Source organism: Mitsuaria sp. PDC51 (genome assembly GCF_900113225.1).
Taxonomy (GTDB): domain Bacteria; phylum Pseudomonadota; class Gammaproteobacteria; order Burkholderiales; family Burkholderiaceae_C; genus Roseateles.
The window spans coordinates 364,501-385,940 of record NZ_FOZE01000002.1 but is presented as its reverse complement, the minus strand read 5'-3'; the positions used below and the strand labels follow the sequence as shown (position 1 = coordinate 385,940).

The 21,440-nt window shown below is 69.9% G+C and carries 24 protein-coding genes; 8 read left to right on the top strand and 16 right to left on the bottom strand.

Annotation, left to right across the window (positions count from 1 at the left end):
• Positions 1-50: 50 nt before the first annotated feature.
• The 11 genes from BM393_RS13120 to BM393_RS13070 all read right to left on the bottom strand — a co-directional run bounded on the left by BM393_RS13120 (position 51) and on the right by BM393_RS13070 (position 11,479).
• Entirely contained in the window at positions 51-902 is an 852-nt protein-coding gene (locus BM393_RS13120) for a class I SAM-dependent methyltransferase (protein WP_091726494.1), read from the bottom strand.
• Between the two features lie 102 nt (positions 903-1,004).
• Entirely contained in the window at positions 1,005-1,550 is a 546-nt protein-coding gene (locus BM393_RS13115; RefSeq protein WP_091726489.1) for a DUF2867 domain-containing protein, read from the bottom strand.
• Between the two features lie 93 nt (positions 1,551-1,643).
• Positions 1,644-2,762: an ABC transporter substrate-binding protein gene (locus BM393_RS13110; protein WP_091726485.1), complete on the bottom strand. Its 1,119-nt coding sequence runs from the start codon at positions 2,760-2,762 to the stop codon at positions 1,644-1,646.
• A gap of 125 nt (positions 2,763-2,887) precedes the next feature.
• Positions 2,888-4,738, bottom strand: a complete 1,851-nt coding sequence (locus BM393_RS13105; RefSeq protein WP_091726479.1) for a bifunctional diguanylate cyclase/phosphodiesterase — start codon at positions 4,736-4,738, stop codon at positions 2,888-2,890.
• Positions 4,735-5,310 (bottom strand): YfiR family protein, encoded by a 576-nt coding sequence (locus tag BM393_RS13100; protein WP_091726475.1) that lies wholly within the window; start codon positions 5,308-5,310, stop codon positions 4,735-4,737. The genes BM393_RS13105 and BM393_RS13100 overlap by 4 nt, the downstream gene beginning before the upstream one ends.
• 10 nt (positions 5,311-5,320) lie before the next feature.
• A complete protein-coding gene (locus BM393_RS13095) occupies positions 5,321-7,285 on the bottom strand; it encodes a TonB-dependent siderophore receptor (protein WP_091726471.1) in 1,965 nt (654 codons plus the stop codon).
• A 202-nt stretch (positions 7,286-7,487) separates the two neighbouring features.
• Complete coding sequence (locus tag BM393_RS13090) at positions 7,488-8,606, bottom strand: ABC transporter substrate-binding protein (RefSeq protein ID WP_091726466.1); 1,119 nt, start codon at positions 8,604-8,606, stop codon at positions 7,488-7,490.
• 124 nt (positions 8,607-8,730) lie between these two features.
• A complete protein-coding gene (gene arsH, locus BM393_RS13085) occupies positions 8,731-9,507 on the bottom strand; it encodes an arsenical resistance protein ArsH (protein WP_091726463.1) in 777 nt (258 codons plus the stop codon).
• Between the two features lie 140 nt (positions 9,508-9,647).
• A complete protein-coding gene (locus BM393_RS13080) occupies positions 9,648-10,151 on the bottom strand; it encodes an arsenate reductase ArsC (RefSeq protein WP_091726460.1) in 504 nt (167 codons plus the stop codon).
• A 45-nt stretch (positions 10,152-10,196) separates the two neighbouring features.
• Complete coding sequence (locus BM393_RS13075; RefSeq protein ID WP_091726457.1) at positions 10,197-10,523, bottom strand: helix-turn-helix transcriptional regulator; 327 nt, start codon at positions 10,521-10,523, stop codon at positions 10,197-10,199.
• Positions 10,524-10,603: 80 nt separating this feature from the next.
• Positions 10,604-11,479 carry an alpha/beta fold hydrolase gene (locus tag BM393_RS13070; protein WP_091726453.1) on the bottom strand — a complete coding sequence of 292 codons (876 nt, stop codon included), beginning with the start codon at positions 11,477-11,479 and terminating at the stop codon, positions 10,604-10,606.
• Between the two features lie 94 nt (positions 11,480-11,573).
• Here BM393_RS13070 and BM393_RS25745 point away from each other — a divergent pair, with 94 nt between their 5' ends.
• The 4 genes from BM393_RS25745 to BM393_RS13055 all read left to right on the top strand — a co-directional run bounded on the left by BM393_RS25745 (position 11,574) and on the right by BM393_RS13055 (position 13,992).
• Positions 11,574-11,750, top strand: coding sequence for a hypothetical protein (locus BM393_RS25745; RefSeq protein ID WP_175538331.1), 177 nt, complete (start codon positions 11,574-11,576; stop codon positions 11,748-11,750).
• Positions 11,751-11,818: 68 nt separating this feature from the next.
• Positions 11,819-12,781, top strand: a complete 963-nt coding sequence (locus tag BM393_RS13065) for a hypothetical protein (RefSeq protein WP_091726450.1) — start codon at positions 11,819-11,821, stop codon at positions 12,779-12,781.
• 13 nt (positions 12,782-12,794) lie between these two features.
• Positions 12,795-13,463 carry an SH3 domain-containing protein gene (locus BM393_RS13060; RefSeq protein WP_091726447.1) on the top strand — a complete coding sequence of 223 codons (669 nt, stop codon included), beginning with the start codon at positions 12,795-12,797 and terminating at the stop codon, positions 13,461-13,463.
• Positions 13,464-13,488: 25 nt separating this feature from the next.
• Positions 13,489-13,992 (top strand): GNAT family N-acetyltransferase, encoded by a 504-nt coding sequence (locus BM393_RS13055; protein ID WP_091726443.1) that lies wholly within the window; start codon positions 13,489-13,491, stop codon positions 13,990-13,992.
• Between the two features lie 31 nt (positions 13,993-14,023).
• On the opposite strand, the gene BM393_RS13050 is transcribed toward BM393_RS13055, so the two are convergent.
• Complete coding sequence (locus BM393_RS13050) at positions 14,024-14,896, bottom strand: NmrA/HSCARG family protein (RefSeq protein ID WP_091726439.1); 873 nt, start codon at positions 14,894-14,896, stop codon at positions 14,024-14,026.
• Between the two features lie 113 nt (positions 14,897-15,009).
• Here BM393_RS13050 and BM393_RS13045 point away from each other — a divergent pair, with 113 nt between their 5' ends.
• Both BM393_RS13045 and BM393_RS13035 read left to right on the top strand, forming a co-directional pair.
• Complete coding sequence (locus BM393_RS13045) at positions 15,010-15,888, top strand: LysR family transcriptional regulator (RefSeq protein WP_091726436.1); 879 nt, start codon at positions 15,010-15,012, stop codon at positions 15,886-15,888.
• A 359-nt stretch (positions 15,889-16,247) separates the two neighbouring features.
• A complete protein-coding gene (locus BM393_RS13035) occupies positions 16,248-16,478 on the top strand; it encodes a DUF3606 domain-containing protein (protein ID WP_091731432.1) in 231 nt (76 codons plus the stop codon).
• Positions 16,479-16,555: 77 nt separating this feature from the next.
• Here BM393_RS13035 and BM393_RS13030 read toward each other — a convergent pair whose 3' ends face one another.
• The 3 genes from BM393_RS13030 to BM393_RS13020 all read right to left on the bottom strand — a co-directional run bounded on the left by BM393_RS13030 (position 16,556) and on the right by BM393_RS13020 (position 18,441).
• Positions 16,556-17,470, bottom strand: a complete 915-nt coding sequence (locus tag BM393_RS13030; protein WP_141225331.1) for a hypothetical protein — start codon at positions 17,468-17,470, stop codon at positions 16,556-16,558.
• On the bottom strand, positions 17,470-17,856 hold the full coding sequence (locus tag BM393_RS13025) for a response regulator (RefSeq protein WP_175538330.1): 387 nt from the start codon (positions 17,854-17,856) through the stop codon (positions 17,470-17,472). The genes BM393_RS13030 and BM393_RS13025 overlap by 1 nt, the downstream gene beginning before the upstream one ends.
• Positions 17,857-17,985: 129 nt before the next feature.
• Complete coding sequence (locus BM393_RS13020) at positions 17,986-18,441, bottom strand: RidA family protein (protein WP_091726421.1); 456 nt, start codon at positions 18,439-18,441, stop codon at positions 17,986-17,988.
• A gap of 163 nt (positions 18,442-18,604) precedes the next feature.
• On the opposite strand from BM393_RS13020, the gene BM393_RS13015 reads away from it, so the two are divergent.
• Entirely contained in the window at positions 18,605-19,105 is a 501-nt protein-coding gene (locus BM393_RS13015) for an endonuclease V (RefSeq protein WP_175538329.1), read from the top strand.
• Between the two features lie 39 nt (positions 19,106-19,144).
• Here the strand turns inward: BM393_RS13015 and BM393_RS13010 are convergent, their stop codons facing one another.
• Entirely contained in the window at positions 19,145-20,644 is a 1,500-nt protein-coding gene (locus BM393_RS13010) for an efflux transporter outer membrane subunit (protein WP_091726412.1), read from the bottom strand.
• Between the two features lie 104 nt (positions 20,645-20,748).
• On the opposite strand from BM393_RS13010, the gene BM393_RS13005 reads away from it, so the two are divergent.
• Positions 20,749-21,366: a TetR/AcrR family transcriptional regulator gene (locus BM393_RS13005; protein ID WP_091726409.1), complete on the top strand. Its 618-nt coding sequence runs from the start codon at positions 20,749-20,751 to the stop codon at positions 21,364-21,366.
• Positions 21,367-21,440: the final 74 nt, after the last annotated feature.

Below are 21,440 nucleotides of genomic sequence, written 5' to 3'. Positions count from 1 at the left end.
AGCGCCGTCGCGGTCCGTGGAGCCGACGAGCCGACGAGCGCCGGCGCTGATCAGGGTTCGAGCACGTACAGCGACGCCATCGTCGCCAGCTGCTCCGGCGTCATCGCCGCGTAGTGCGGCTGCAGCGGCAGCGACTTCGCGAGCTGGCGCGTCGGCTCATGGACCATGTGTTCCTCCAGCGTGACCCGATAACCGGCCTCGGCGAAGAGCGCCGGGTACTCGTGGTGGCGCAGGCGGTTCTCGCCCTCGCGCGTCAGGCGGTTGACCCACGCATGCTTGCGCTCGGGCCAGGTGAGGAAGTTGATCTTGGTGATCGACTTGTCCGAGTGCTCCAGATGGTCGGAGTGGTCCACCAGGTGCACCATCCGGCCGCGGGCCGAGAGCTTGGGCCGCAGCGCCTTGAAGAGCTGGACCAGGTCGCCCGGCGGGATGTGCTCGAGCACCGTGCGCGAGGTCACCAGGTCGATCGAGCCGTCGGCGAGCTCGTTCACGTCGAACGGGGCGAGGTAGGTCAGCGGCAGGTCGGCGCGCGTCTGGATCGCGCGCAACCGCGCCTCGTCGGGACAGGCCTGGCGCAGGAACGCCAGCGTCGCGGCGAAGCTGACCTCGTCCAGATGGACGTTGAGGTCGGACATGTAGACGCGCTGGGCGCCCTGCAGGCATTGCAGGACGGGGATGGTGGGGAACCAGCCGGTGCCGATCTCCAGCACGGTGGCGCCTTCGATCGCGCCGCCGGAGCGCTCCAGGCCCCGACGCATCTGCGTCCAGGCCTGGATGGTGCTGCGCAGGTTGTCCTCGTCGGGCTGGTAGCCGAACAGCTGGCGCTTCGCGCGTCGAAGGCCCTGCCCGAACGGCAATCGCGCCAGGACCGCTTGCCGACCTACCTTGAATCGCCAGTCCATCTGCTGCCCCTGTGCCGGTTGCGCCGGTTGCGCCGATGGAGGCGGATTCTGGCCCGTCCGCCCGCGCGCTTGACGGGGAGAGACCCCAGGGCCGGGTGGGCCTCAGTCGCCCCCGGCCCGCGTGCCGTCCCTCGCTCCGAACCGCCGCGCCGCCGCCGCCAGGTGCGAGCGCACCACCAGCACATGCCCCGGCAGGATCAGCGCGAGGTAACACCGTCCGAGCCGGTTGTGGCAGTGCACGACCGTGGTGACGACGGCCTCCCGGCGCGTCGATCCGTCGACTTGGCGGATCAGGATCGACAGCTTGAAGTCCAGGTGCCGGTCCTGCTCGCCGAAGATCGCCTCCCGAGGCGAGGCCTCGAGCACCCGGAAGATGTCGACATGGGCGACGCCGATCTCGTCGAGGTGCCGGCGCATCGCCGCCGAGGTCTTCAGGCCGAAGGGCCTGACCGCGGCGTCGCGGATCGCCAGCAGCGCGCGGAACCAGGACGGCGGGTCGGCCAGCGCCGCGCGGGCGAGCGCCATCGCGTCGTCGGGCGCGCCGTCCGACAGCGTGATGGCGAAGGCGTCGGCCAGGTTCGCGCCGCCATAGGTCGGCGCGAGCCGGCTGTCGAGCGGTGGGAGCACGCGGCGGACGGGGGAGGACATCCGCCGCATTCCATCACGACTTCACCTCGCGACTTCAGCGATCACGATGTCGTGATCTTCAGGGGCAAGCGCGGCCGCCCGCTGCCTGGACGATCAGCGCCGGACCTTGCCGTCCTCGGTGAGGATGGTCATGTCCACGTAGCGCGAGCCGGCGTGGCGCTGGCTGGAGAAGTTGATGTAGAAGCCGCCGAGGTTGAGCTCGTTCTGGGCTTCCAGGCCGCTGATGACGCTGTCGGGCGTCGGGTTGTTGCCGGCGCGGCGCAGGCCTTCCACCATGGTCTTGGCGGCGATGAAGCCTTCCATGCCGGTGTAGCCCAGTTCCTTGTTGGCGGCCTTGCAGCGCTGGATGTATTCGCCGGCCACCGGCGTGAGGCCGGAGAACGGGAAGGGCACCACCTGCGACACCACCACCCCGCGCGCATCCTTGCCCAGCTCGGCCGCCAGCGCCTGCGCGCCGACGAAGGAGAGGTTGTAGAAGTTGCCCAGGAAACCGGCCTTGCGCGAGGCGCGGATGAAGGCGGCGCAGGACTTGTAGGCGGCAATCTGGACCACGCACTCCGGCTGGCCGGCCATGATCGAGCCCAGCGCGCCGCTGACGTCCACCGAGTTGCGTTCCACCGTGCCCTGCGACACCGGCGCCAGGTTGTGCTGCTTGAGCGCCGCCGTGACGCCGGCCAGGCCCGACTGGCCGTAGCTGTCGTTCTGCAGGAACACCGCGACGCGCTTGATGCCCACCGCCATCAGCTGCTTGACGATCTCGGCCGCCTCGTCGTTGTAGGACGCACGGATGTGGAAGAGGTGACGGTTGAAGGGCGTGCGCAGCGCCTCGGCGCCGGTGAAGGGCGCCACCAGCGGCACCTTGGCGGCCGTCAGCAGCGGCACCGCGGCCAGCGTGGTGGGCGTGCCGACGTAGCCGAACAGCGCCGTGACGCCGTCCTCGATCAGACGCCGGGTGTTGGCCGCGCAGCGCTCGGGCTCGTAGCCGTCGTCCAGGCTGCGCAACTCGATGCGCCGGCCGTTCACCCCGCCCCGCTGGTTGACCTGGTCGAACACCAGCATCGCGCCTTCCTTGAACTGCTCGCCCAGTTCGCGGGCCGGGCCGCTGAAGGGCGCCGACTGGCCCAGCAGGATGCGGGTGCTGTCAGCGAAGGCCGGCAGGCTGCCGGCGCCTGCGAGCGCGGCGAAGTTCTGGAGCAGGTGACGGCGGTTCATGGGCGTGGCACTTCCTGGCACTTCTGAAAAGGGCAGGATCTTCCGTGATGCCGCCGACAGAAGATGTGCGTACTTGTCACAACTCCGGATTTTCCAGATTGACCGTGGACAAATTCACGACGGTTTCAATCCGCCGCGGGTTCCGCGGGCGACACCGGCCGCGCCAGGCCCCCGGCGAGCAAGGCCTCGACCTGCGCCGGCGGGACCGGCTTGCAGAAGCCGAAGCCCTGCATCAGGTCGCAGCCCATGGCGATCAGCGCCGCCTCGTCGGCGTCGAGCTCGACCCCTTCCGCGACCACCGACATGCGCATCGCATGGGCCACCCGCACCATCGACTCCACCAGCATGCGCGAGTCGTCGTTGGCCGCCAGCCCGTGCACGAAGAGCCGGTCGATCTTGATCTTGCGGCAGCGCAGCCGGCGCAGGTAGGCCAGCGAGCTGTAGCCGGTGCCGAAGTCGTCGATCGCCAGGCCGTAGCCCAGTCCCTGCAGGGTGAAGACGAAGGAATCGGGCTTGTCGATGTCCTCGAAGCTCAGGCTCTCGGTGAGCTCGAACTCCACCTCGCCCGGGCCGAGCTGCAGCGCCTTGAGCTGCTGCAGGAAGCGCTCGCGGTGCTGCGGCTTGCGGCACTGCTCCCAGGACAGGTTGATGGCCACCGGCGGGCAGCCCAGGCCCTTGGCCTTCCAGCCGTCGAGGTCGCGGCGCAGCTGGCCGAGCATCGCCAGGCCCAGCTCCACGATCAGGCCGGAGGATTCAGCCACCGGGATGAAGTCCGCCGGCGAGACCCAGCCGCGCTCCGGATGGCGCCAGCGCGCCAGCGCCTCGAAGCCGCGGATGCGGCGCGTGGCGTCGTACTGCGGCTGGTAGGCGAGCTGGAACTCGCCCTGCATCAGGCCCTCGCGCAGGTCGTTCTCGAGCGCGAGGCGCGACTGCAGCGCCTCGCCCAGCTGCGGCGTGAACAGCTGGAAGGTGTCCTTGCCCATCTGCTTGGCCTGGCGCATCGCCGCGTCGGCGCAGCGCATCGCATCGCTGGCGTCGTCGGCCTGGTCGGGCAGCAGCACGGCGCCGGTGCTGGCATGCAGGTGCAGCCAGTGGCCGTCGAAGAACAGCGGCTGGGCCAGGCCCGCCTGCAGGCGCTGCGCGTAGGCCTGCAGCGCGGCCGCGTCGGGCCGCGGGGAGAGCAGCACCGCGAATTCGTCGGCCGACAGCCGCGCGGCCGCGTCGCCGGGCCGGCAGAGCTGGCGCAGGCGCTGGCCGGTGGCCTGCAGCGCCGCATCGCCGGCGGCGTGGCCGAACTGGTCGTTGATCTGGGTGAAGTTGTCCAGGTCCAGCAGCAGCAGCGCTGCGCCGCCGTCCTGGCGCAGCGCCTTCTCCAGCAGCCGGCGAAGGTGCTCGCGGTTGGGCAGGTCGGTGAGCGCGTCGAAGCGGGCGAGGTAGCGGGTGCGGCGCTCCGCCTCCTGCATCTGCGCGCGCAGCCGCTTGGACAGCAGCCAGGCCAGGCCGGCGGTCGCCGCCAGCGTGCCCAGCGTCGCGCCGATGAACTGCGCCAGGTCCCACCACATCGGCAGCCGGCTGGCCTCGACGGACAGCGTGCCCACCGCCTGGCCGTCGGCCATCACCGGCACCTCCAGCGCCACCTGTCCGACCCAGGCCTCCAGGCGCGAGCGCTGCGCGGCCGGCCGGGTGTAGACCGCGGACGGCTGGCCGTCGCGCTTGAGCAGCCGCGCCCGCAGCGTGGCGGGATTCTGGCGCAGCGCCTGCAGGATCTCGCCGGCCTCGTCGCGGCTGTCGAAGACCAGTGCGGCGGAGGCCGTCTGCGCCACGATGCCGGCCTGGGTGCGCAGGTCCTCGAGCTGGCGCTGCTGCAACCGCCAGTACTGCATCACGCTGAGCAGCAGGGCGAAGGTGAGCAGCGCGGCCAGCGACACGGCCAGCTCGCGCCAGCGTTCCAGCGCGTCGAGGATCTTGGCGTTCATGGCGAAGTGGCGGGGTGACGCACGTAGCGCGCCAGGCGCAGCAGCTTCGCGCTGATGGCCAGGCCGGCGCGCCGGACGGCGTCGAGGTCGACGTCGAAGACGATACGCCCGTCCTCGATCTGGAGGTTGAGCATGGCGCCCTGGTCCAGCATGCCGGCCTGGTCGGACAGCACCAGCACGGGCTGCCGGTCGAGCAGGGCGCGCCAGGCGGGTCTGGGTTCGGACAGGTAGAGCAGGTGGCAGCCGGCGAGCTGGTCCGGGCGGGCAAGGCGGCGCACCTCGATCGCCAGGTGCCGGATCGAGCGCCCCGCCAGTCCCTGCAAGGCCGTCTCCAGGCCGCTGTCGCCGGCGGTGCACAGCTGCAGCGCGCGGCCGTGTTCCCGCTCCGCGGGCCAGTTGACGAACATCAGCGCGCGGTAGACCACCTCGGCCTTCAGGCCGTCCGGTCCGGCGGCCTGCGCCGCGACCGGGCGCAGCGGTGCCGCGCCTGCGAGCGCGAGCAGCAGCAGCGCCGCCATGCGCCAGGGGCGCAGGTCGGTCGGTCGTCGGGGCGGGCGAGCGCGCATCGGCATCGTCGGCGACTCAGAAGGCGGTGCGCCAGGCCAGGCGCCAGGCGCGGCGCGATTGCGGGATCGCGCTCAGCGCGGCGTCGGGGGACGAGGGGTCGAGGTTGTCGCGGTCCAGCAGGTTGTCCACCTGCAACGCCAGGCTCTGGCGCGCGTCGATGCGGTAGCTCAGCTGGGCGTTGACGAAACAGGCCGGCGGCACCTTCACGCGTCCCAGCCGCGTGCCCAGCGCGGTCCACTCGACGCCGAGCTGCCAGGCTCGCCATTGCGGCGTGATCGCATGGCCCTTGACCATCCACGTGGGCGCGTTGCTCAGGCGCCGGCCCTGCTCGTCGCGGGCGTCCATCCAGGAGGCGCTGGCGCGCCACAGCCAGCCGCCCTCGACGCGCTGCTCCACGCCCAGGTCCAGGCCGCGCAGACGCACGCGGCCGCGGTTGACGTATTGCACCACGGCGTCGGGATCGTCGCTGAGCGGCACCTGTTCGATCAGGCGGTTCAGGCGGGTGTCGTAGAGGTTGGCGCTGAGCGCCTGGCCCGAGGCGAGCAGGTATTCCCAGGCGAGCTCGGCGGAGCCGAGCCGCTCGGGCTTGAGCCCCGGATTGGCCAGCTGCGTCTGGCCGCCGTCGTCGTAATAGCGCTCGTAGAGGTTGGGCGAGCGGAAGGAGCGCGCCCACATCAACTTCAGGGTCTGGCGTTCGTCCGGCCGGAAGACCAGCACCGTGCGCGGCGACAGCGCCGGCGAGAAGCCGCGCGCGTGGTCCAGCCGCAGGCCGGTCGTCAGCTGCCAGTGCTGCGACAAACGCCACTGGTCCTGCACGGACAGCGCGGCGGAATCCTGCGAGACGTCGCTGTCGAGCCGCGACTCGTAGGGCGCCACCTGGTAGTTGCGCTGGATGCCGTAGGGCGAGGTGCGGATCTCCGCGCCGGCCATCAGCTCGTGGTTGAGCAGGCCGCGCCAGAGCACGCGCGCGTCGAGCGTGAGCCACTGGGCATAGGCCTCGTCGCGGTCGACGACGTCCGGCGACTGGCCGAAGACGTAGCGGCCGCGGAAGTCGTACTGCGACAGCCCCAGGCGCAGGCTGCGCCGCAGGTCGTCCTGCCAGCCCTCGTCGTAGGCGGCCTCGACCATCAGCTGGCGGTCGGTGTAGCGGGTGCCGGACACGCCGGGCAGGGTGCCGTAGGGGGCGGTCGGCGCGTCCTTGTCGCGCTGCACCGCGGCCATCGACAGCTTCCAACGGCCGAGCCGGTACTTGGCCAGCACCGCGGCCTGGCGCTCGCCGTCCAGGCCGCGGATCCAGCCGTCGGCGGTGCCGAGCTCCGGGAGGAAGAGCGTCTCGCCGGCGGTGCGCTGCAGGTTCAGTCCGATGAAGAGGTCGCCGCCCGCGGCGTCGGTGGCGCCGTAATGCATCTCGACGCGGCGCTGCCCGCGCGAGCCGGCGCTGCCGAGCACGGACAGGCCCGGCGCGTCGGCGCCGTCCAGCGTGACGACGTTCACGACGCCCAGCAGCGCGTTGCTGCCGTAGATCGACGACCCCGGCCCCTGGACCAGCTCCACCCGCTTGGCCCATTCCGCGACGACGGGGAATTCCAGCTGCGGCAGGCCCTGGTCGTAGATGGCGTCGTTGACGCGCTGGCCGTCGATGGCCATGAGCACGCGGGAGTTGTAGTCGCCGGGCCGGTTGAACCCGCGCACGCCGAGGTTGCTGTAGCTGCGCGTGTTGCCGAGGTAGACGCCGGGCAGGCGGCCGAGCATGTCGCCGATGGTCTGGTGGCCCAGCGCGGCGGACTCCTGGCGGGTGATCACGCTGACCGCGGCGGGCGCGTCCATCAGGCTCTGGGCGTAACGCGACGGGCCTTGCACCTCGCGCCGGAGCAGCGCCTCGAGCTGGTCCTCGTCTTCCGCGCCCGGCGCCGCATGGGCGCCCGCGTGCGTGAGCAGGCCCAGCAGGCCGCATGCGGCCAATGCGATCAGGTACTTCACGAGGCAACGCCGTGCGGCGGCAACGGCGGTGGTGGTGGGGAGGTCGCGAAGCTTAGCGACGGAGGCCGGAAAGCGCGCTGTCAGACTTCACGGAAGCGACACGAACGGCGGGGACGGTTGCACTGTTCGGAAGCCGGACCTAGATCCGGCGGCGCCGCCGCTCGCCGCGAAGGCCCACGGCGTGGCGCGAGCTCCGCGGTGCTCAACGCACCAGCCGGCCGCCGACGCCGAGCACGGCGAAGTCCACGTAGCGCGACGGCGCCTGGCCCTTGCCGAAGGTCAGGCGGTGGCCGCCGACGTCGGTCTCGAAGCCGCGTTCCAGCGTCTCGGTCAGGCCCGCCGCGCCCGGGCTGCTGCGTTCCAGGGCGCGCACCAGCGCCTTGGCGGCGATGAAGCCCTCCAGCGAGCGCGAGGACAGTTCCGGATCCTTGGTGTTCTGGCTCAGGCGCAGGTAGTCGCGCACCACCTCGCGGTCCAGGCGGTCGTCGGTCGGCAGCACCAGCGAGAAGGCGAAGCCGCGCGCGCGCTCGGGTCCGAGCTTCTTGAGCAGCGCCTGCACGTCGATGATGGACATGCCGTACAGCCCGGCGCGTCCGCCGGCGGCCTGGTAGCGGCTGGTGAACTCGATCGCGGCGGCGGTCGTGGCGGCGAGGAAGATCACGTCCGGCGTCTGCTTGACCATCTCGTCCACCGCCTTGCCGACCTCGGTGGTGTTGCGCGCGTAACCCGACTGGGCGACCAGCGTGAGGCCGTGGGTCTTGGCCGAGGCCTGCGCGCCGGCCAGCGCGTCGCGCCCGAGGCCGTCGTCCTGGTAGACGACCGCGACGCGGGTGCGGCCCATCTCGCCGAGCTGGCGGAACAGGCGTTCGACTTCCTCGCGGTAGCTCGCCTTGACCGGATACATGCCGCGCGCCGTGAGGATGCTGGTCGCGCCGGAGATCGCGCCGACCATGGAGACGTGGGTCTTCTCGAGCACGCCGTCCTGCTTGAGGGCCTCCAGGTTGGAGGTGCCGACGGTGCCGATCAGCGCCGTCGGGGCGTCCTGGGCGATCATTTCCTTGACCAGCCGCACCGTCTCCTCGGGCTTCTGCGCGTCGTCGCGGGTGACGAACTTGATGCGCTGTCCGCGGACGCCGCCGCGGGCGTTGACCTCGTCGATCCAGAGCTTGGCGCCGGCGCGGATGGCCTTGCCGGTGACGGCCTGCGGCCCGCTGAACGGGGCGACCTGGCCCACGACGATGTCGGCATGGACCGCCGGCGCGGCGGCCAGGCAGAGGAGGGCCAGCAGGCGGCGGGCAGCGCGAGGGAGGGCGAGGGTCATGGTCGTGACGGCGGGCGTGCGGGGTCCCGCATTGTCGTCAATGCGGCCGCGGGAGTCATAACGGCTGGGCGAGGGGAGGACGCGCGGTGCTCAAGGACCGGTCGCGACCCCGGCCGCCGTGCCGTCAAGCGCATCCGCAGCGGCTAGCTCCCGCTCCCGGCGAGCAGCCGGTCGCCGCCGCGAGATCGACGCGCTTGGCCAGCGCCGCGGCGCTCTCCTTGCGCTCGCTGTAGCGGTCCAGCAGGTAGGGGCCCAGGTCGCGGGTCAGGAGCGTGAACTTGAAGAGCTCCTCCATCACGTCGACCACGCGGTCGTAGAACGCGGAGGGCTTCATGCGGCCCGCCTCGGTGAACTCGGCGAAGGCCTTGGCGACCGACGACTGGTTCGGGATGGTGAGCATGCGCATCCAGCGGCCCAGCACCCGCATCTGGTTCACCGCATTGAAGGACTGCGATCCGCCCGACACCTGCATCACCGCCAGCGTCTTGCCCTGCGTCGGACGCACCGATCCCGTCGACAACGGGATCCAGTCGATCTGCGACTTCATGATCCCAGTCATCGCCCCGTGGCGTTCCGGCGAGCACCAGACCATGCCCTCGGACCAGGCGGCGAGCGCGCGCAGCTCCTGCACCTTCGGATGCGACTCGGGAGCGTCGTCCGGCAGCGGCAGGCCGGCCGGATTGAAGATCCGCACCTCCGCGCCCATCGCCTCGAGCAGGCGGGCGGCCTCGAAGGTCAGCAGCCGGCTGTAGGAACGCTCGCGCAGCGAACCGTACAGCATCAGGATGCGCGGCCGATGCCGCGACGGCGCGGGCACGGCCAGGCGATCCTGGCTGGGCACGTCGAACAGCGCGCCGTCCAGCGCGGGGAAGTCGGCGTCGGGGAAGAGGAGATCAGACATGGGGCGCGGGTGTCGAGGTGGGGGAAGGGGCGTGGCGGAGCTCGCCGGGAGGCGGGGACAGGCAGCGGTTCACGGCCACGGCGAGGACCGCGCCGATGCGAAGGCCCTCCGCGAGCAGTTGGCGACGCAGGTCCATCGCGTCAGCTCCGCGAGATGGCGGCCAGCGCCTGCTGCAGGTCGGCCCGACCCATCGTCGCCAGCGGCAGTTGCAGCAACTGCAGCATGCGGTAGCCGATGGCCTGCCGCGTCAGCTCGAACGCGCGGCGCTTGCCTGGCTCGCCCCCCTCGGCATCGGACGGATCCGGGTATCCCCAGTGCACCTTGACCGGTTGACCGGTGCCGCCGAAGAAGACCGGGCACTGCTCGGCCGCGGCGCTGTCGCACACGGTGATGACGATGGACAGCGGCGGCGCGTCCGATGAGGTGAACTCGTCCCAGCTCTTGCTACGGCAGCCCGCGGTGTCGACGCCGGCGGCCTGCAGCGCCTCGAGGGCGAGTGGGTTGACGCGGCCGCTGGGCGCGCTGCCGGCGCTGAAGGCCCGCACGTCCTTGCCGAGGTGCTTTGCCCAGTGATTGAGCATGCCCTCGCCGAGCACGCTGCGCGCGGAGTTGTGGGTGCAGAGGATCAGCACATGGACAGTCATGGTTCAGCGGCTTCCGGGAGGTGAGGGCGACAACGGCGTGGGCATTCAGCAACCGCAGCCGGACGGGGCCGACGGCAGGGCGCAGGACGCGCCCTGGCAGCAGTTCTCGGTGAGGTAGCCCAGCAGCTCGTTCATGCGGGCGTAGGCGGCGCGGTAGATGAGGTTGCGGCTGGAGCGCTCCTGCGTCACCAGCCCCGACCCCACCAGCTCCTTGAGGTGGAACGACAGCGTCGCGGCCGGCACGCCCAGCCCCTCCTGGATCGCACCGGGTGTCAGGCCGCTGTCGCCGACAACGACCAGCGCGCGATAGATCTGCAGGCGCAGCGGCTGGGCCAGGGCGCCCAGGGCGCGGACGACGTCGTCTTGTTCCATTTTTCGAGAATAGTCGAAATGATGACGGCGAGCAATGCCCCCGATCCCTCGGGGTAGGAAATCACGGGCAAGCGCCGTGGCTAGGCACTGCCCGAAGCGACCCGTCCGAGGAAGTCGCGCAGCAGCGGTACGACCTCGTCGAGATGCGTTTCCAGCAGCCAGTGGCCGCCGTCGAGCAGATGCAGCTCGGCGTCCGGCAGGTCGCGCAGGTAGGCCCTCGCGGACTGCTCCGGCATGTAATGGTCGTGCGGGCCCCAGACGATCAGCGTGGGCGGACGGTGCTCGCGCAGGTACTGGCGATGCTTCGGGAACCAGGCGCGGTTGTCCTTGAGACCCGCGATCAGGTCGATGGCGATCTTGCGGCGCTGGGGCGTCATCAGCGACCAGTGCAACTGCCACAGGTCCGGGGGAATGCGCTCGACCAGCGGTGCGTCGACCGCGTTCAGGAATTCCTCCTTGAAGACCGGCTCCTGGATCGCTTCCGCCAGCTTGGCGCGCATCTCGTCGGCGGGGAGCGTCCAGGTCGATTCGATCTCCGCGTACTTCGGGCCGAGCGCATCTTCATAAGGGATGTCGCCGTTCTGGATGACCAGCGCTACGACGCGCTCCGGCGCGCGGATCGCCAGCCGGGTGCCGATCGGCGAGCCGAAGTCGTGGAGGTAGAGCACGTAGCGCTCGAGCCGCAGCGTCCGCACGAATTCGTCGAGGAAGGCGGCGTAGCCGTCGAAGCTGTAGTCGAAGGACTCGGGCGTCGCGCTGTAGCCGGCGCCCGGGTAATCGGGCGCGATGAGCCGCCAGCGATCCGCCAGCCGCGGCATGAGGTTGCGGAACTCGTAGGACGAGCAGGGGTAGCCATGCGGCAACAGCAGGACCGGCGCCTGCGCCGGTCCTGCCTCGCGATAGAAGGTGTCCACGTCGCCAACCTGGATGCGACGGTGTCGCACGCGTGTGTCCATGGGGAACTCCTGTCTTGCTGCTGGATCGGGCACCGTAGCGGGTCGTCCCCGACGACACCACCGAAATCCCTGGACGAAGTGCTGGATCTCTCGGATGACGCCGCTGCGCGCCACCACCGGTTCGCTCGATACCGAACTCGTCACCGGCCCGCCGCCGACCGGGTCGATGTCGCAACTGGCCGGACGCGGGCAGCGCATCTTCCCTGACCTCGCTCGCCGACACCGGCGCTTTCCGAGCCTTCGCGCGACATCGCACATGACCTTTGTCTAATGCGTCGGTGCGGCCGCATTCGCAGAATTCCCGCCACTGGTCATCCGGACCGTTTCGGTACTGCCGCCATGAGCCTCGCCCAGACCCTCATCGACCCCGACCTGGACCAACTGGCCGCCACCTTCGCCGCCAGTGCCGCCCAGGACGCTTCCGCCGCCTTGCGAGCCTGGGAGGACGGCCTCGCGCAGCTGGACGCCCCGATGCGCGAGACCGCTCACCGCCTCGCCGAGGCTCGTCTGGCCTGGCCCGCGCGCCTCGCGCTCAATGCAACCCCGGAAGGCTCTGTCGTGCTGCGCCAGTGGGCCGCTGATCGCCAACAGCGGCCGGCGCTGCCCCGGCTGCCCTTCCTGTCTCAACGCGCGGCCTACCAGTACTGCGCCAGCCTCGTGCAGCAACGCGGCTCCCGTCAGGCCGCCAATGCGCTTCGCCAGGGGCGACTGCTCGTTCTCGGCCTGCGCCGCGACACCAGCACGCTGGTCAACAAGGGCCGCGGCAGCTATGACGATCACATCGTCGTGCTCAATGGCTGGCAACGGCGTGGCAGCGTCGCCTTCTTCCCTGGCAATACTGAACCCTCGGCCCAATACGCGCATCGCGCCCAGCTCAAGGCCGGCAAGCCGATCGACGATCGCTACAAGGGCGTCGCGTTCAAGAAGGCCTCCCTGGTGGCAGGCGAAGACGTCAATGCCGACGGTCTCAAGGATGCGGGGCGGCTGCGTGCCGGCACCTACTTCTTCAAGGAGAAGCCCGACGGCTTCCTGGACGCCCGCGCCTTCAGGTCGACGGAAAACCAGACCGTGGAGCGCGACACCGACGGCGACGGCCGCTTCCTGCTCAACGACGCGGCCCGCATCGATTCGAAGCTCGTGGGTCGGACGATGTACATCCATTGGGGCGGCGCTGACAATGTGCCCGTCGTGAACACCTGGTCTGCCGGTTGCCAGACGATTCCCCGGAACCATTACGGCAGCTTCCTTTCGGCCGTCGGCCGCAACCCTTCCTTCTTCTACGTGCTGATCGATGGCCAATGACCGGACCCTGTCCTTGCTGCCGAGCCGAGCGCTGATCCTGGCGATCGGCCTCGGGATCGGTAGAGCGGCCCTGGCTTCCGGCGGCCCGCCGGAGCCGGCCAGCTGCGACTTCGCCGCCTTCGTCGAGGAGACCGATCCCGCGGGGCTCAACGTGCGCGCGGAGCCGTCGAGCGCCGCGCCGGTGCTGGGCAAGCTGCCGCCCGTCTGGACCGATGGCTCCGGCATGCGCGCGCGCGTGCTGGTGAAGGTCACCGCAAGCTCGAACGGCTGGTTCCGCGTCCGCGAGGCCTTCGACGATGAAGCCTTGACGGGCCAGCCGGCGCGACCGGTCTACGAAGGCGAGGGCTGGGTCAGCGGACGCAAGCTCATCGTGAAGTCGCAGGCCAACGCCGGCCGCACCCGCCCCGATCCCAAGGCGCCCGTCGCCGTCCAGCTCAAGGACGGCCTGGTCTTCGACGGCAGCAGCACGATGACGGCGGGTCGTCTCGTCGATTGCCGCGGCAGCTGGGTGCAGGTGGATTACGACGAATCCCGCTTCTCCGCCGAGATGCGGCCCTACCTGCAGGTTTCGCCCGCCGCGCGTGCCGGCCAACCCAAGGGCCGCTTCCGTGCCTGGCTGGATCAGATCTGCGGCATCCAGGAGACCACCTGCGACGGGTCGTCGTCGCTCGACGCGAAGTAGCGCACGGCGCGGGCTCCCACCCATCATGACTCCCATCCTCACGCTCACCCGCGTGACGCCCGCTGACGCAGCGCTCCTCGACAGGCTCTGGCAGTTCTACGAACTCGAGTCGTCGTTCTGGTCCGGCGAGGACATCGACGAGACGGGTCGATTCAGCTCGCTGGACGACTTCCTCGAGCGCTTGGGCACGCCCGACCCGTTCGACTGGGCCTACCTGATCCGCCATGAAGGCCAGCTCGCCGGCCTGCTGCTGGTCGGCCACCAGAACCTGCGCGGCCAGTCGATCATGGAGTTCTGCGACCTGTACGTGCTGCCCAGGTTCCGCGGTCGCGGCATCGCCTCGGAGGTGGTGCGCCAGGTGGTGCTGGCCTCGGACCACCCGTGGCTGATTTGCGTGTTCCGGGCGGACGAGCAGGCGCTGCGCTTCTGGCGTCGCGCGTTCGAACGCCTGCCGTTCGCATCGGTCCACGAGGAGTCGCCGTCGGAGGATCCCGACCTGCACGAGTTCATCGTCATGCCGCCCGCGTGACGGGGCGCGCGTGGCGGCACGGCCTGCCTCGTCAGGCCCTCTTCAACTGCTCGGCGACGAAGGCCTGATACGTGCGCATCGGTCGGCCGAGGATCGCTTCCAGCTGCTGCACGGCGCCGTTGGCCGGGATCTGGCCGACCTGCTGGATGCGCGCCATCATGAGCCGCAGGTCATAGGCCATCCAGGGCGGGACATGGTTCTGGACCAGCTGTGCCTCGAAGGCGGCGACGTCATCGCCGCCGTAGTGGATCTGGCGGCCCAGCGCCTGACTCCAGACAGCCGTCGCTGATTCCCCGGTGAACAGTTCCCGGCCGGCGACGTCGAGGGTGACCGCGGGCAGCGGTCCTTCCGCGCGGTCGCGGCGCAGCAGTTCCGCCACGGCGATGTCGGCGATGTCGCGCGCGTCGACCATCGCGACGCCGGTGGCGCCGATGGGCATCGGGAACACGCCGTAGCCCTCGATGACCGGCTGGATGCCGATGTCGTTCTGCATGAAGTACGCCGGACGCAGGACCGTCGCGGGCAGGTTGAGCCGGTCGATCATCCGTTCCACCGTGTGCTTGCTGGTGAAGTGCGGCACCTCCGGATATTTGTCGGCGTTGATGACCGACAGATAGACGATGCGCTGGATGCCGGCCTCGCGCGCCACGTTCAGCGCCTGCAGCGACTGGGTGAGCTCGTCGGCCACCAGTGCGTTGAGCAGGAACAGGGTGCGCACGCCGGTCATCGCCGCCCGCAGGGAGGCGACGTCGGTGAGGTCGCCGACGACGGCCTGGACGCCTTCAGGCAGCGACGCCTTGCCGGGTTGACGGACCAGGGCGCGGACCTGGGCGCCTTGCTCGGCCAGGCTGCGAACGACGAGGGAACCGATGGTTCCGGTGGAACCGATGACGAGGATGCTCATTTGAAACTCCGTTTGAAGAAAGGGTGTGTCGGGGTGACGGACGAAAGATAGGCCGTTGCAGACGATGAACACAGCCGCCAGAATCGAGACATACCGTCTCGGATCCGGAACACATGGACCTCAATGCCCTGGTGGACTTCAACCTGGTGGCCACCCACGGCGGCTTCGGGCGCGCCAGTCGCGCCAGCCGCCGCTCGAAGGCCACGCTGTCGCGTCGCGTGGCGGATCTGGAAGAGCAGCTCGGCGTGCGGCTGATCGAGCGCAGCGCCAAGGGGCTGGAGCTGACCGACGCTGGCCGGCAGTTGCTCAGCCGGACCGCGGGTCCGATGGGCGAGGTGCTGGACGCGTTCACCGCGACGCGGGAGGGCGACGGCCAGGTGGCCGGCCGGCTGCGCGTGGCCGCCCCGGTGCTCTTCTCGCAGCTCGCGATGGGGCGTCATTGCGCCGAGTTCCGCCAGCGCTATCCGGGCGTCACGGTCGAGGTGGTGGCGGAGGATCGGGTGGTGGACCTGGTCGAAGAGCAATTCGACGTGGCGATCCGTCCCAACCCCCGGCCGGACACGACGCTCGTGGGCAGGAGCTTCGCCAAGGACCGGCTCGTCGTGGTGGCGGCGCCGTCGATCGCGAAGCCGCGGCGAAGCAGAACACCGGTGCGGGTGCCTGCCGTGGTCAATGCCTTTCGCGACGGCGAGACCTGGCCCCTGGACGGCACCGGCCTGACGCTGGAGCCGGTGCCCGTGTTGCGTTTGTCGTCCATGCTGATGCTGCGCGACGCCGCGATCGCCGGGGCCGGCGTCGCGCAGGTGCCGCAGTCGATCGTCTGGGACCAGCTCGCGAAGGGCGCGCTGGTGCAATGGGGCGCGACGGGCGGCAAGGAGGTGGATCTGTGGGTGCTCCACACCTCGCGACGACTGGCCAGCCCGAAGGTCAAGGCCTTCGTGGATTTCATGTCATCGCGCTATCCCGATGGCCAGCTGGTGCTCGCCGGTTAGACGGCGCGCGGCAAGGGCTTCGCCGGCAAGCGAGAATTCGCCGGCCGCATCGACGGCACCCGAGCGCCAACCCGTCGCGATCCTCGCGAATGACGGCGCCCAGTCAAAGTCCGGAAGTATTCAGAAATGATGGAATGGATCCCGATCGTCCTGGTGACGTTCAAGCTGCTCGTGTTCGGCACCGGCATGTTCTTCGCCATCAAATGGCATTACGACAAAGAGAAGAAGAACCGGAAGAAGTGAGTCGAAGCGCGAGCCCAGGGCCACTCGCATGGCGAGTTTGAAACGGGGTCGCCCGCGGGAACGCAGCATGCCGCTCAGCCTGCGAGCGGGCCCGCGTCGTGGCCCGGGAGCAGGCCATGTCCGAAGAAGCAAGTTTCGCCTCGCCCTCCGGTGAACTCGGGCCACTCGTCGATATCGGCGACCCTGGGCAGGTGGACGCGTGGGCCAGGAAGCTCGATGTGTCGCCGCAGCAGATCCGGGAGGCCGTCGCCGCCGTCGGGACCTCGGCCGCCAACGTCGAGGAGTACCTCAAGGGCACTCGCGCGACCACGAATGCGGACAGGACGTCCAGTGCCGGGACGAACTGACGGCGCGAGCGATTGCCGGCCCCGCCGCGGTCGCGCCGAAGGCGAGCGCTGAGCTCGGGGGCTGCCGCATCGCGTAGTCAGCGCCGCGGCGCGGGGTCCTGCGCGCCGCGTGGCGAATTGCATCCCACCGTCGAGAGCTGGTGTCGCTGCAGGGCTGCGTGCCACGCCGGGCTGCAGGCCACCGCTTCCGTCGCGGCGAGCAGCCGGTCCGTCACCCGCTCATCGGGCACCCGGATGACCACGCGGCGCACGATGACCTGCGGTTCCGGGAACGACCGCCACTTGAAGGGCTGAAAACATCCCGCGAGCTCGCCGCTGCCGGCCAGCTCGGAGCGGCTCATCACCACGAAGTCCACCCGTCCCAGGCAGAGCTTCTTCAGGTTGGATACGTGGTCGGGCGCATCCTCCCGCTTGATCTTCCGTGCCTCGACATACGGGCCGAGCACGCGATAGATGTGCCCGGCAATCGCGCCGAAGCGCATGCCGACGAGGTCCTCCGGCGAGGACATCGGCAGCGGGCGCAGGCTCACCAGCACGTTCTCGTCCACCAGCAGCGGCACCGACCATTTGCCGGCCCTGGCTTCCTCCGACAGGAACTCGGGCGCGAGAAACACGGCGAGCCCCTGAAACCGCGGGCCTTCGAGCCTCAACTCCAGGCGCTTGCGCGGCACGGTCTCCAGCGTCAATGGGATCGGCAGCCTGGACGCGTCTCGCAGCAGCCGGACGAAGGTCGGCGCCAGGCCGCTCTCGGCGGCTTCGCCCGCCTGGACGAAGGGCGGCTGGGAGTAGCTGTTCAGCACGACGTAGCCGGGGCCGGGCTCCTGGGCGATCGCCGCCGCCGGTATCAACAGCGCGGCGAGGAGCAGCCCGACGGTGGAATGGGCTCCCCAGCCGCTCGGCGCTCGTGGCGTCGTCCGGGGCCTTGGCGAGGCGATCCGGCCGCCCGTCCGTGTGGACGAGTCGGCTTGAGGTGCGGAGCCCCGGCGCAGCATCACGGCCTCCGCTCGGCATCCCGCGACAGCAAGGTGCTCAGCTCCCGCTCGAGGTGGCTGAAGTCCACCGGCTTGAGCCAATAGGCGGCGGCGCCCGCCTCCAGCGCTCGGCGCCGGTCGGTCTCCGCGGAGAAGGCCGTCACCATGGCCACCGGCACCCGGCTGTCCGAGGGCAGGGAACGCAGCCGGCGCAGGACCTCGAGGCCATCGCAGTCGGGCAACTGCATGTCCAGCAGCACGACGTCCGGGCGGAAGCGCTGGAATCGCTCGACGCCATCGGATCCCGTTTCCGCCACCTCGAAGTGCAGGCCGGGGAACCGGGTCGCCCACTGCTGCATCACCAGGATGTTGACGGGGTTGTCCTCGATGTAGAGGACCTTCCCCACCAGATCAGTCTTGGAAGAGTGTCGCGCCTCCATCGCCATTCCTCACCTTCAGCGCAGTTCGCGGCGGCAATGGCAGGCATGCGGCAATCCCGGTGCCGGGCCTCGGTGCCCGGACGTCGTCGCGGATCCTCAGGCGAGGGACAGGTCCACGCGGAAGGCGATCTCGATGAGTTGCTCGCGGAAGGCGAGGCGGGACACGCCGATGAGGTTGCTCGCCACGGCCGGCGTCGGTCCGTAGACCCGGCGCCGAACCTCGCCCGCGACCGCGAAGGCCGCATCCACGTCCAGCACGAACAGCGTCTCCTCGACGACCTGGTCGAAGGTGGCGCCGAAGTGCGACAGCAGCCGGCGGGCGTTGTCATAGGTCGTCTGCATCTGCAGCGCCATGTTGGAGAAGTCCTTGGGCCGGCCGTTCTCGTCCAGGGGCGCGGGCCCGACCAGGGCGCCGGCGGCATCGTGGCTGAGCTGCCCGGACACATGGATGATGTTGCCGACCTTCACCGCCTGCGCGTAGCCATAGGCCTGTTCCCAGGGCACGCCGAGGTTGGCGACTTCCTTCACTGCGGTGCCTGCTTTGTCGGACATGACGTTGACTCCATCTGGATTCGGGGGATGAAGAGGCCATGCTGCCGCGCCAGGCACGCACGCGCCAGCCCACTTGGAGAGAGGGGAACTCGCTCGAAATGGGCGGATGCCCGCGGGCGTTGTCATGCAGGGCGGCGCGCAGTGCACGCTGATAATTCCGCGCATGAAACTCGTTGTCGCAGTTCATTTCGATGGTGCCCAGGCGAATGCCGCGGCGGTGGCTTTCGACGCCTGGGATGCGGCGGAGCCGATCAAGACCTATGTCTCGCCCATCGCGCCGGTCGAGAAGGCCGTCCGGGGTGCCGTCGACCTGAGGGAAGTCAGCTGCGTGATGCAGCTGCTGCGCGAGCACGGCCTCACGCCCGAGCTGCTCCTGATCGACGGCTTCGTCCATCTGGATACCGATGAAACGCCGGGCGTGGGCCGGCATCTGCATGAGGCGCTCGGCGGTGCGATCCCGGTCGTCGGCGTGTCGAAGAAGAGCCTGCCGGGCTTGTCGGCGCAGTCGGAGGTCCTGCGGGAAGACGAAGCGCCGCCTTTGGTGGTGACCTGCGCGGGGATCGACATTGGCGCGGCGAAGGTGCGGCTGCGGTCAATGCACGGCAGGAAGCGGGTGCCGACGCTCATGAAGCTCGCGGCACGTCTCGCGAAGAACAAGGAGTGAGGCCGGGCGGCTCGGCCGCCCGATGCCGATGTCACGCCTTCATTCGCGGCTGGGCTTCCACATCGAAGCGCTTTGCTGGTCGCGGGGGATCGTCTCCGCGTCCGGACTCCACCCGCCACCGAGCGCCTTGAAGGCGCCGACGGCGGCGCGCGCCGAGCCGGTGCGTGCCTGGACCTGCGCATCGGAGGCGCGGAGCAGGTTCTCGTCGGCCTGCAGCACTTCAATGAGGCTGACGACGCCCTTCTGATAGGCGGCGAAGGAGGCCCCGCGAGCGCGCCGAAGGGCATCCACGCCCTGGGCGAGCACCGCCGCCTGCGCTTCGCGCTTCACCAGGGCGGTGAGGGCGTTCTCGACGTCCTCGCCCGCCTGCAGCACGGCCAGGCGGTACGCGGCGAGCATCTCGGCCTCCTGGCCCCGCGCCAGACGGATCTGCGCGTCGATGCGGCCGAAGTCGAACAGCCGCCAGCGCAGGCCGACGACGCCGGCCGCCTGGCTCGCGCCGCCGCTGAAGAGCTGGCCCGCCGACACCGACGTCGCATTGCCGATCAGGCCGCTCAGCGAGAGCTTGGGGTAGTACTCGGCCATGGCCGCGCCGATGCGCGCGTTCGAGGCGGCCAGATGCCGCTCGGCGACGATCAGGTCGGGGCGCCGCTGAAGCAGGTCGGCCGGGGCGCCGATGCCGGCGATGCCCGGCGCGATGGGCACCTCCGCGTCCGCGAGCCTGGCCGCATCGGTGCCCGCCGGGCTCCCGAGCATCACGTCCAGCGCGTTCCTGGCCGCGTCCAAGCCCTGCTCGAGTTCAGGAATGGTGGCCTGCGCCTGCGCCAGTGCGCCTTCGGCCTGGCTGACCTGCAAGTCGGCCGCCAATCCCTTCCCATTCAGCAGACGGACGGTGGACAGCAGGTCCTCGCGCGTGCGGACCTGGTCCCGGGCGATCGCCAGGCGCGCCTGCAGTCCGCGCAGGGCGATGTAGAGATCGGCCGTCTGGGCGGCCACGGCCAGCCGCGCCGCGACGGCGCCGGCCTGCGAAGCCTGGTATTCCGCGATCGCGGCTTCCCGCTCACGGCGCAGGCCGCCGAAGATGTCCAGTTCCCAGCTCGCGTTGCCATTCAGCTCGTAAGCGCTGCCGTGGCGATCGAATCCCGGTCGCGAATCGAGGATGCGCCCGAGCGGGGTTTCGACGGACTGGTAGGCGCGCGCCGCCTGACCGCTGACGCTGCCGATGGGCAGCAGTGCGGCGTTGGCGGCGCCCACGCCCGCTTGCGCCTGGGTGACACGCGCTGCCGCGCGGGCGAGGTCCAGGTTCTGCGCCAGCGCCAGCGTGACGACCCGCGTCAGCTGCGGGTCGCCGAAGCCTTCCCACCAGCGCACCAGGTCGGCGTCCGCCGCCGCCTGTCGCTGGTCCAGCTGGGATTGCCCATGGAAGCGCTCCGGCAGGACGGGCCGGGGCTGGACGTAATCGGGACCGACGGCACATCCGGCCAGGCCGGCCGCCATCAGCGATGCAACAAGGGATGCGGCGGCGAGGCTGCGCGACATGGGGGACCTCTCAAGAGCTGGATGTGATCTGAATGTTTCGAGTGACTATATTACCAAATGGTCACTCGTTGTCCATTCGGGTCGGCTCGCGTAAGCTTTCCGTGATGAAACCGACTAGCAGTTCCCCAACCCCCTCGCGCGGCCCCGTCGACCACGAGGTCCGCGACCAGGTCGTCGCCGCGGCCACCGAGCACTTCAGCCGCTATGGCTACGAGAAGACGACGGTGTCCGACCTCGCCAAGGCCATCGGCTTCTCCAAGGCCTACATCTACAAGTTCTTCGAGTCCAAGCAGGCCATCGGCGAAATGATCTGCGCCCAGTGCATCGCGGAGATCGAGGCCTCGGTCGCAGCCTCGCTGGCGGACGCGGCATCGCCGCCAGACAAGATCCGCCGCCTGTTCAAGGCCTTCACCGAGGCCAGCCTGCGGCTGCTCTTCCAGGACCGCAAGCTCTATGAGATCGCCGCCTCGGCCGCCACGGAGCAATGGGCCGTGGTCGCCGCCTATGACCAGCGCGTGCAGCAGCTGCTCCGCGACGTGCTCCAGGAAGGCCGCGCCAGCGGCGACTTCGAGCGCAAGACCCCGCTCGACGAGACGGTCATGGCCATCTACCTGGCCCTGCGTCCCTGCTTCAACCCGCTCATGCTCCAGCACAGCCTGCATCTGGCGGAGGAAGCGCCGGCGCATCTCTCGAGCCTCGTTCTGAGAAGCCTGTCACCCTGAGCCTGCGTTTTTTCTTCGAGTGACCGTTGACTAAATTGGTCACTAGTTCCAGAATGAAAGCCTGATCACTCGTC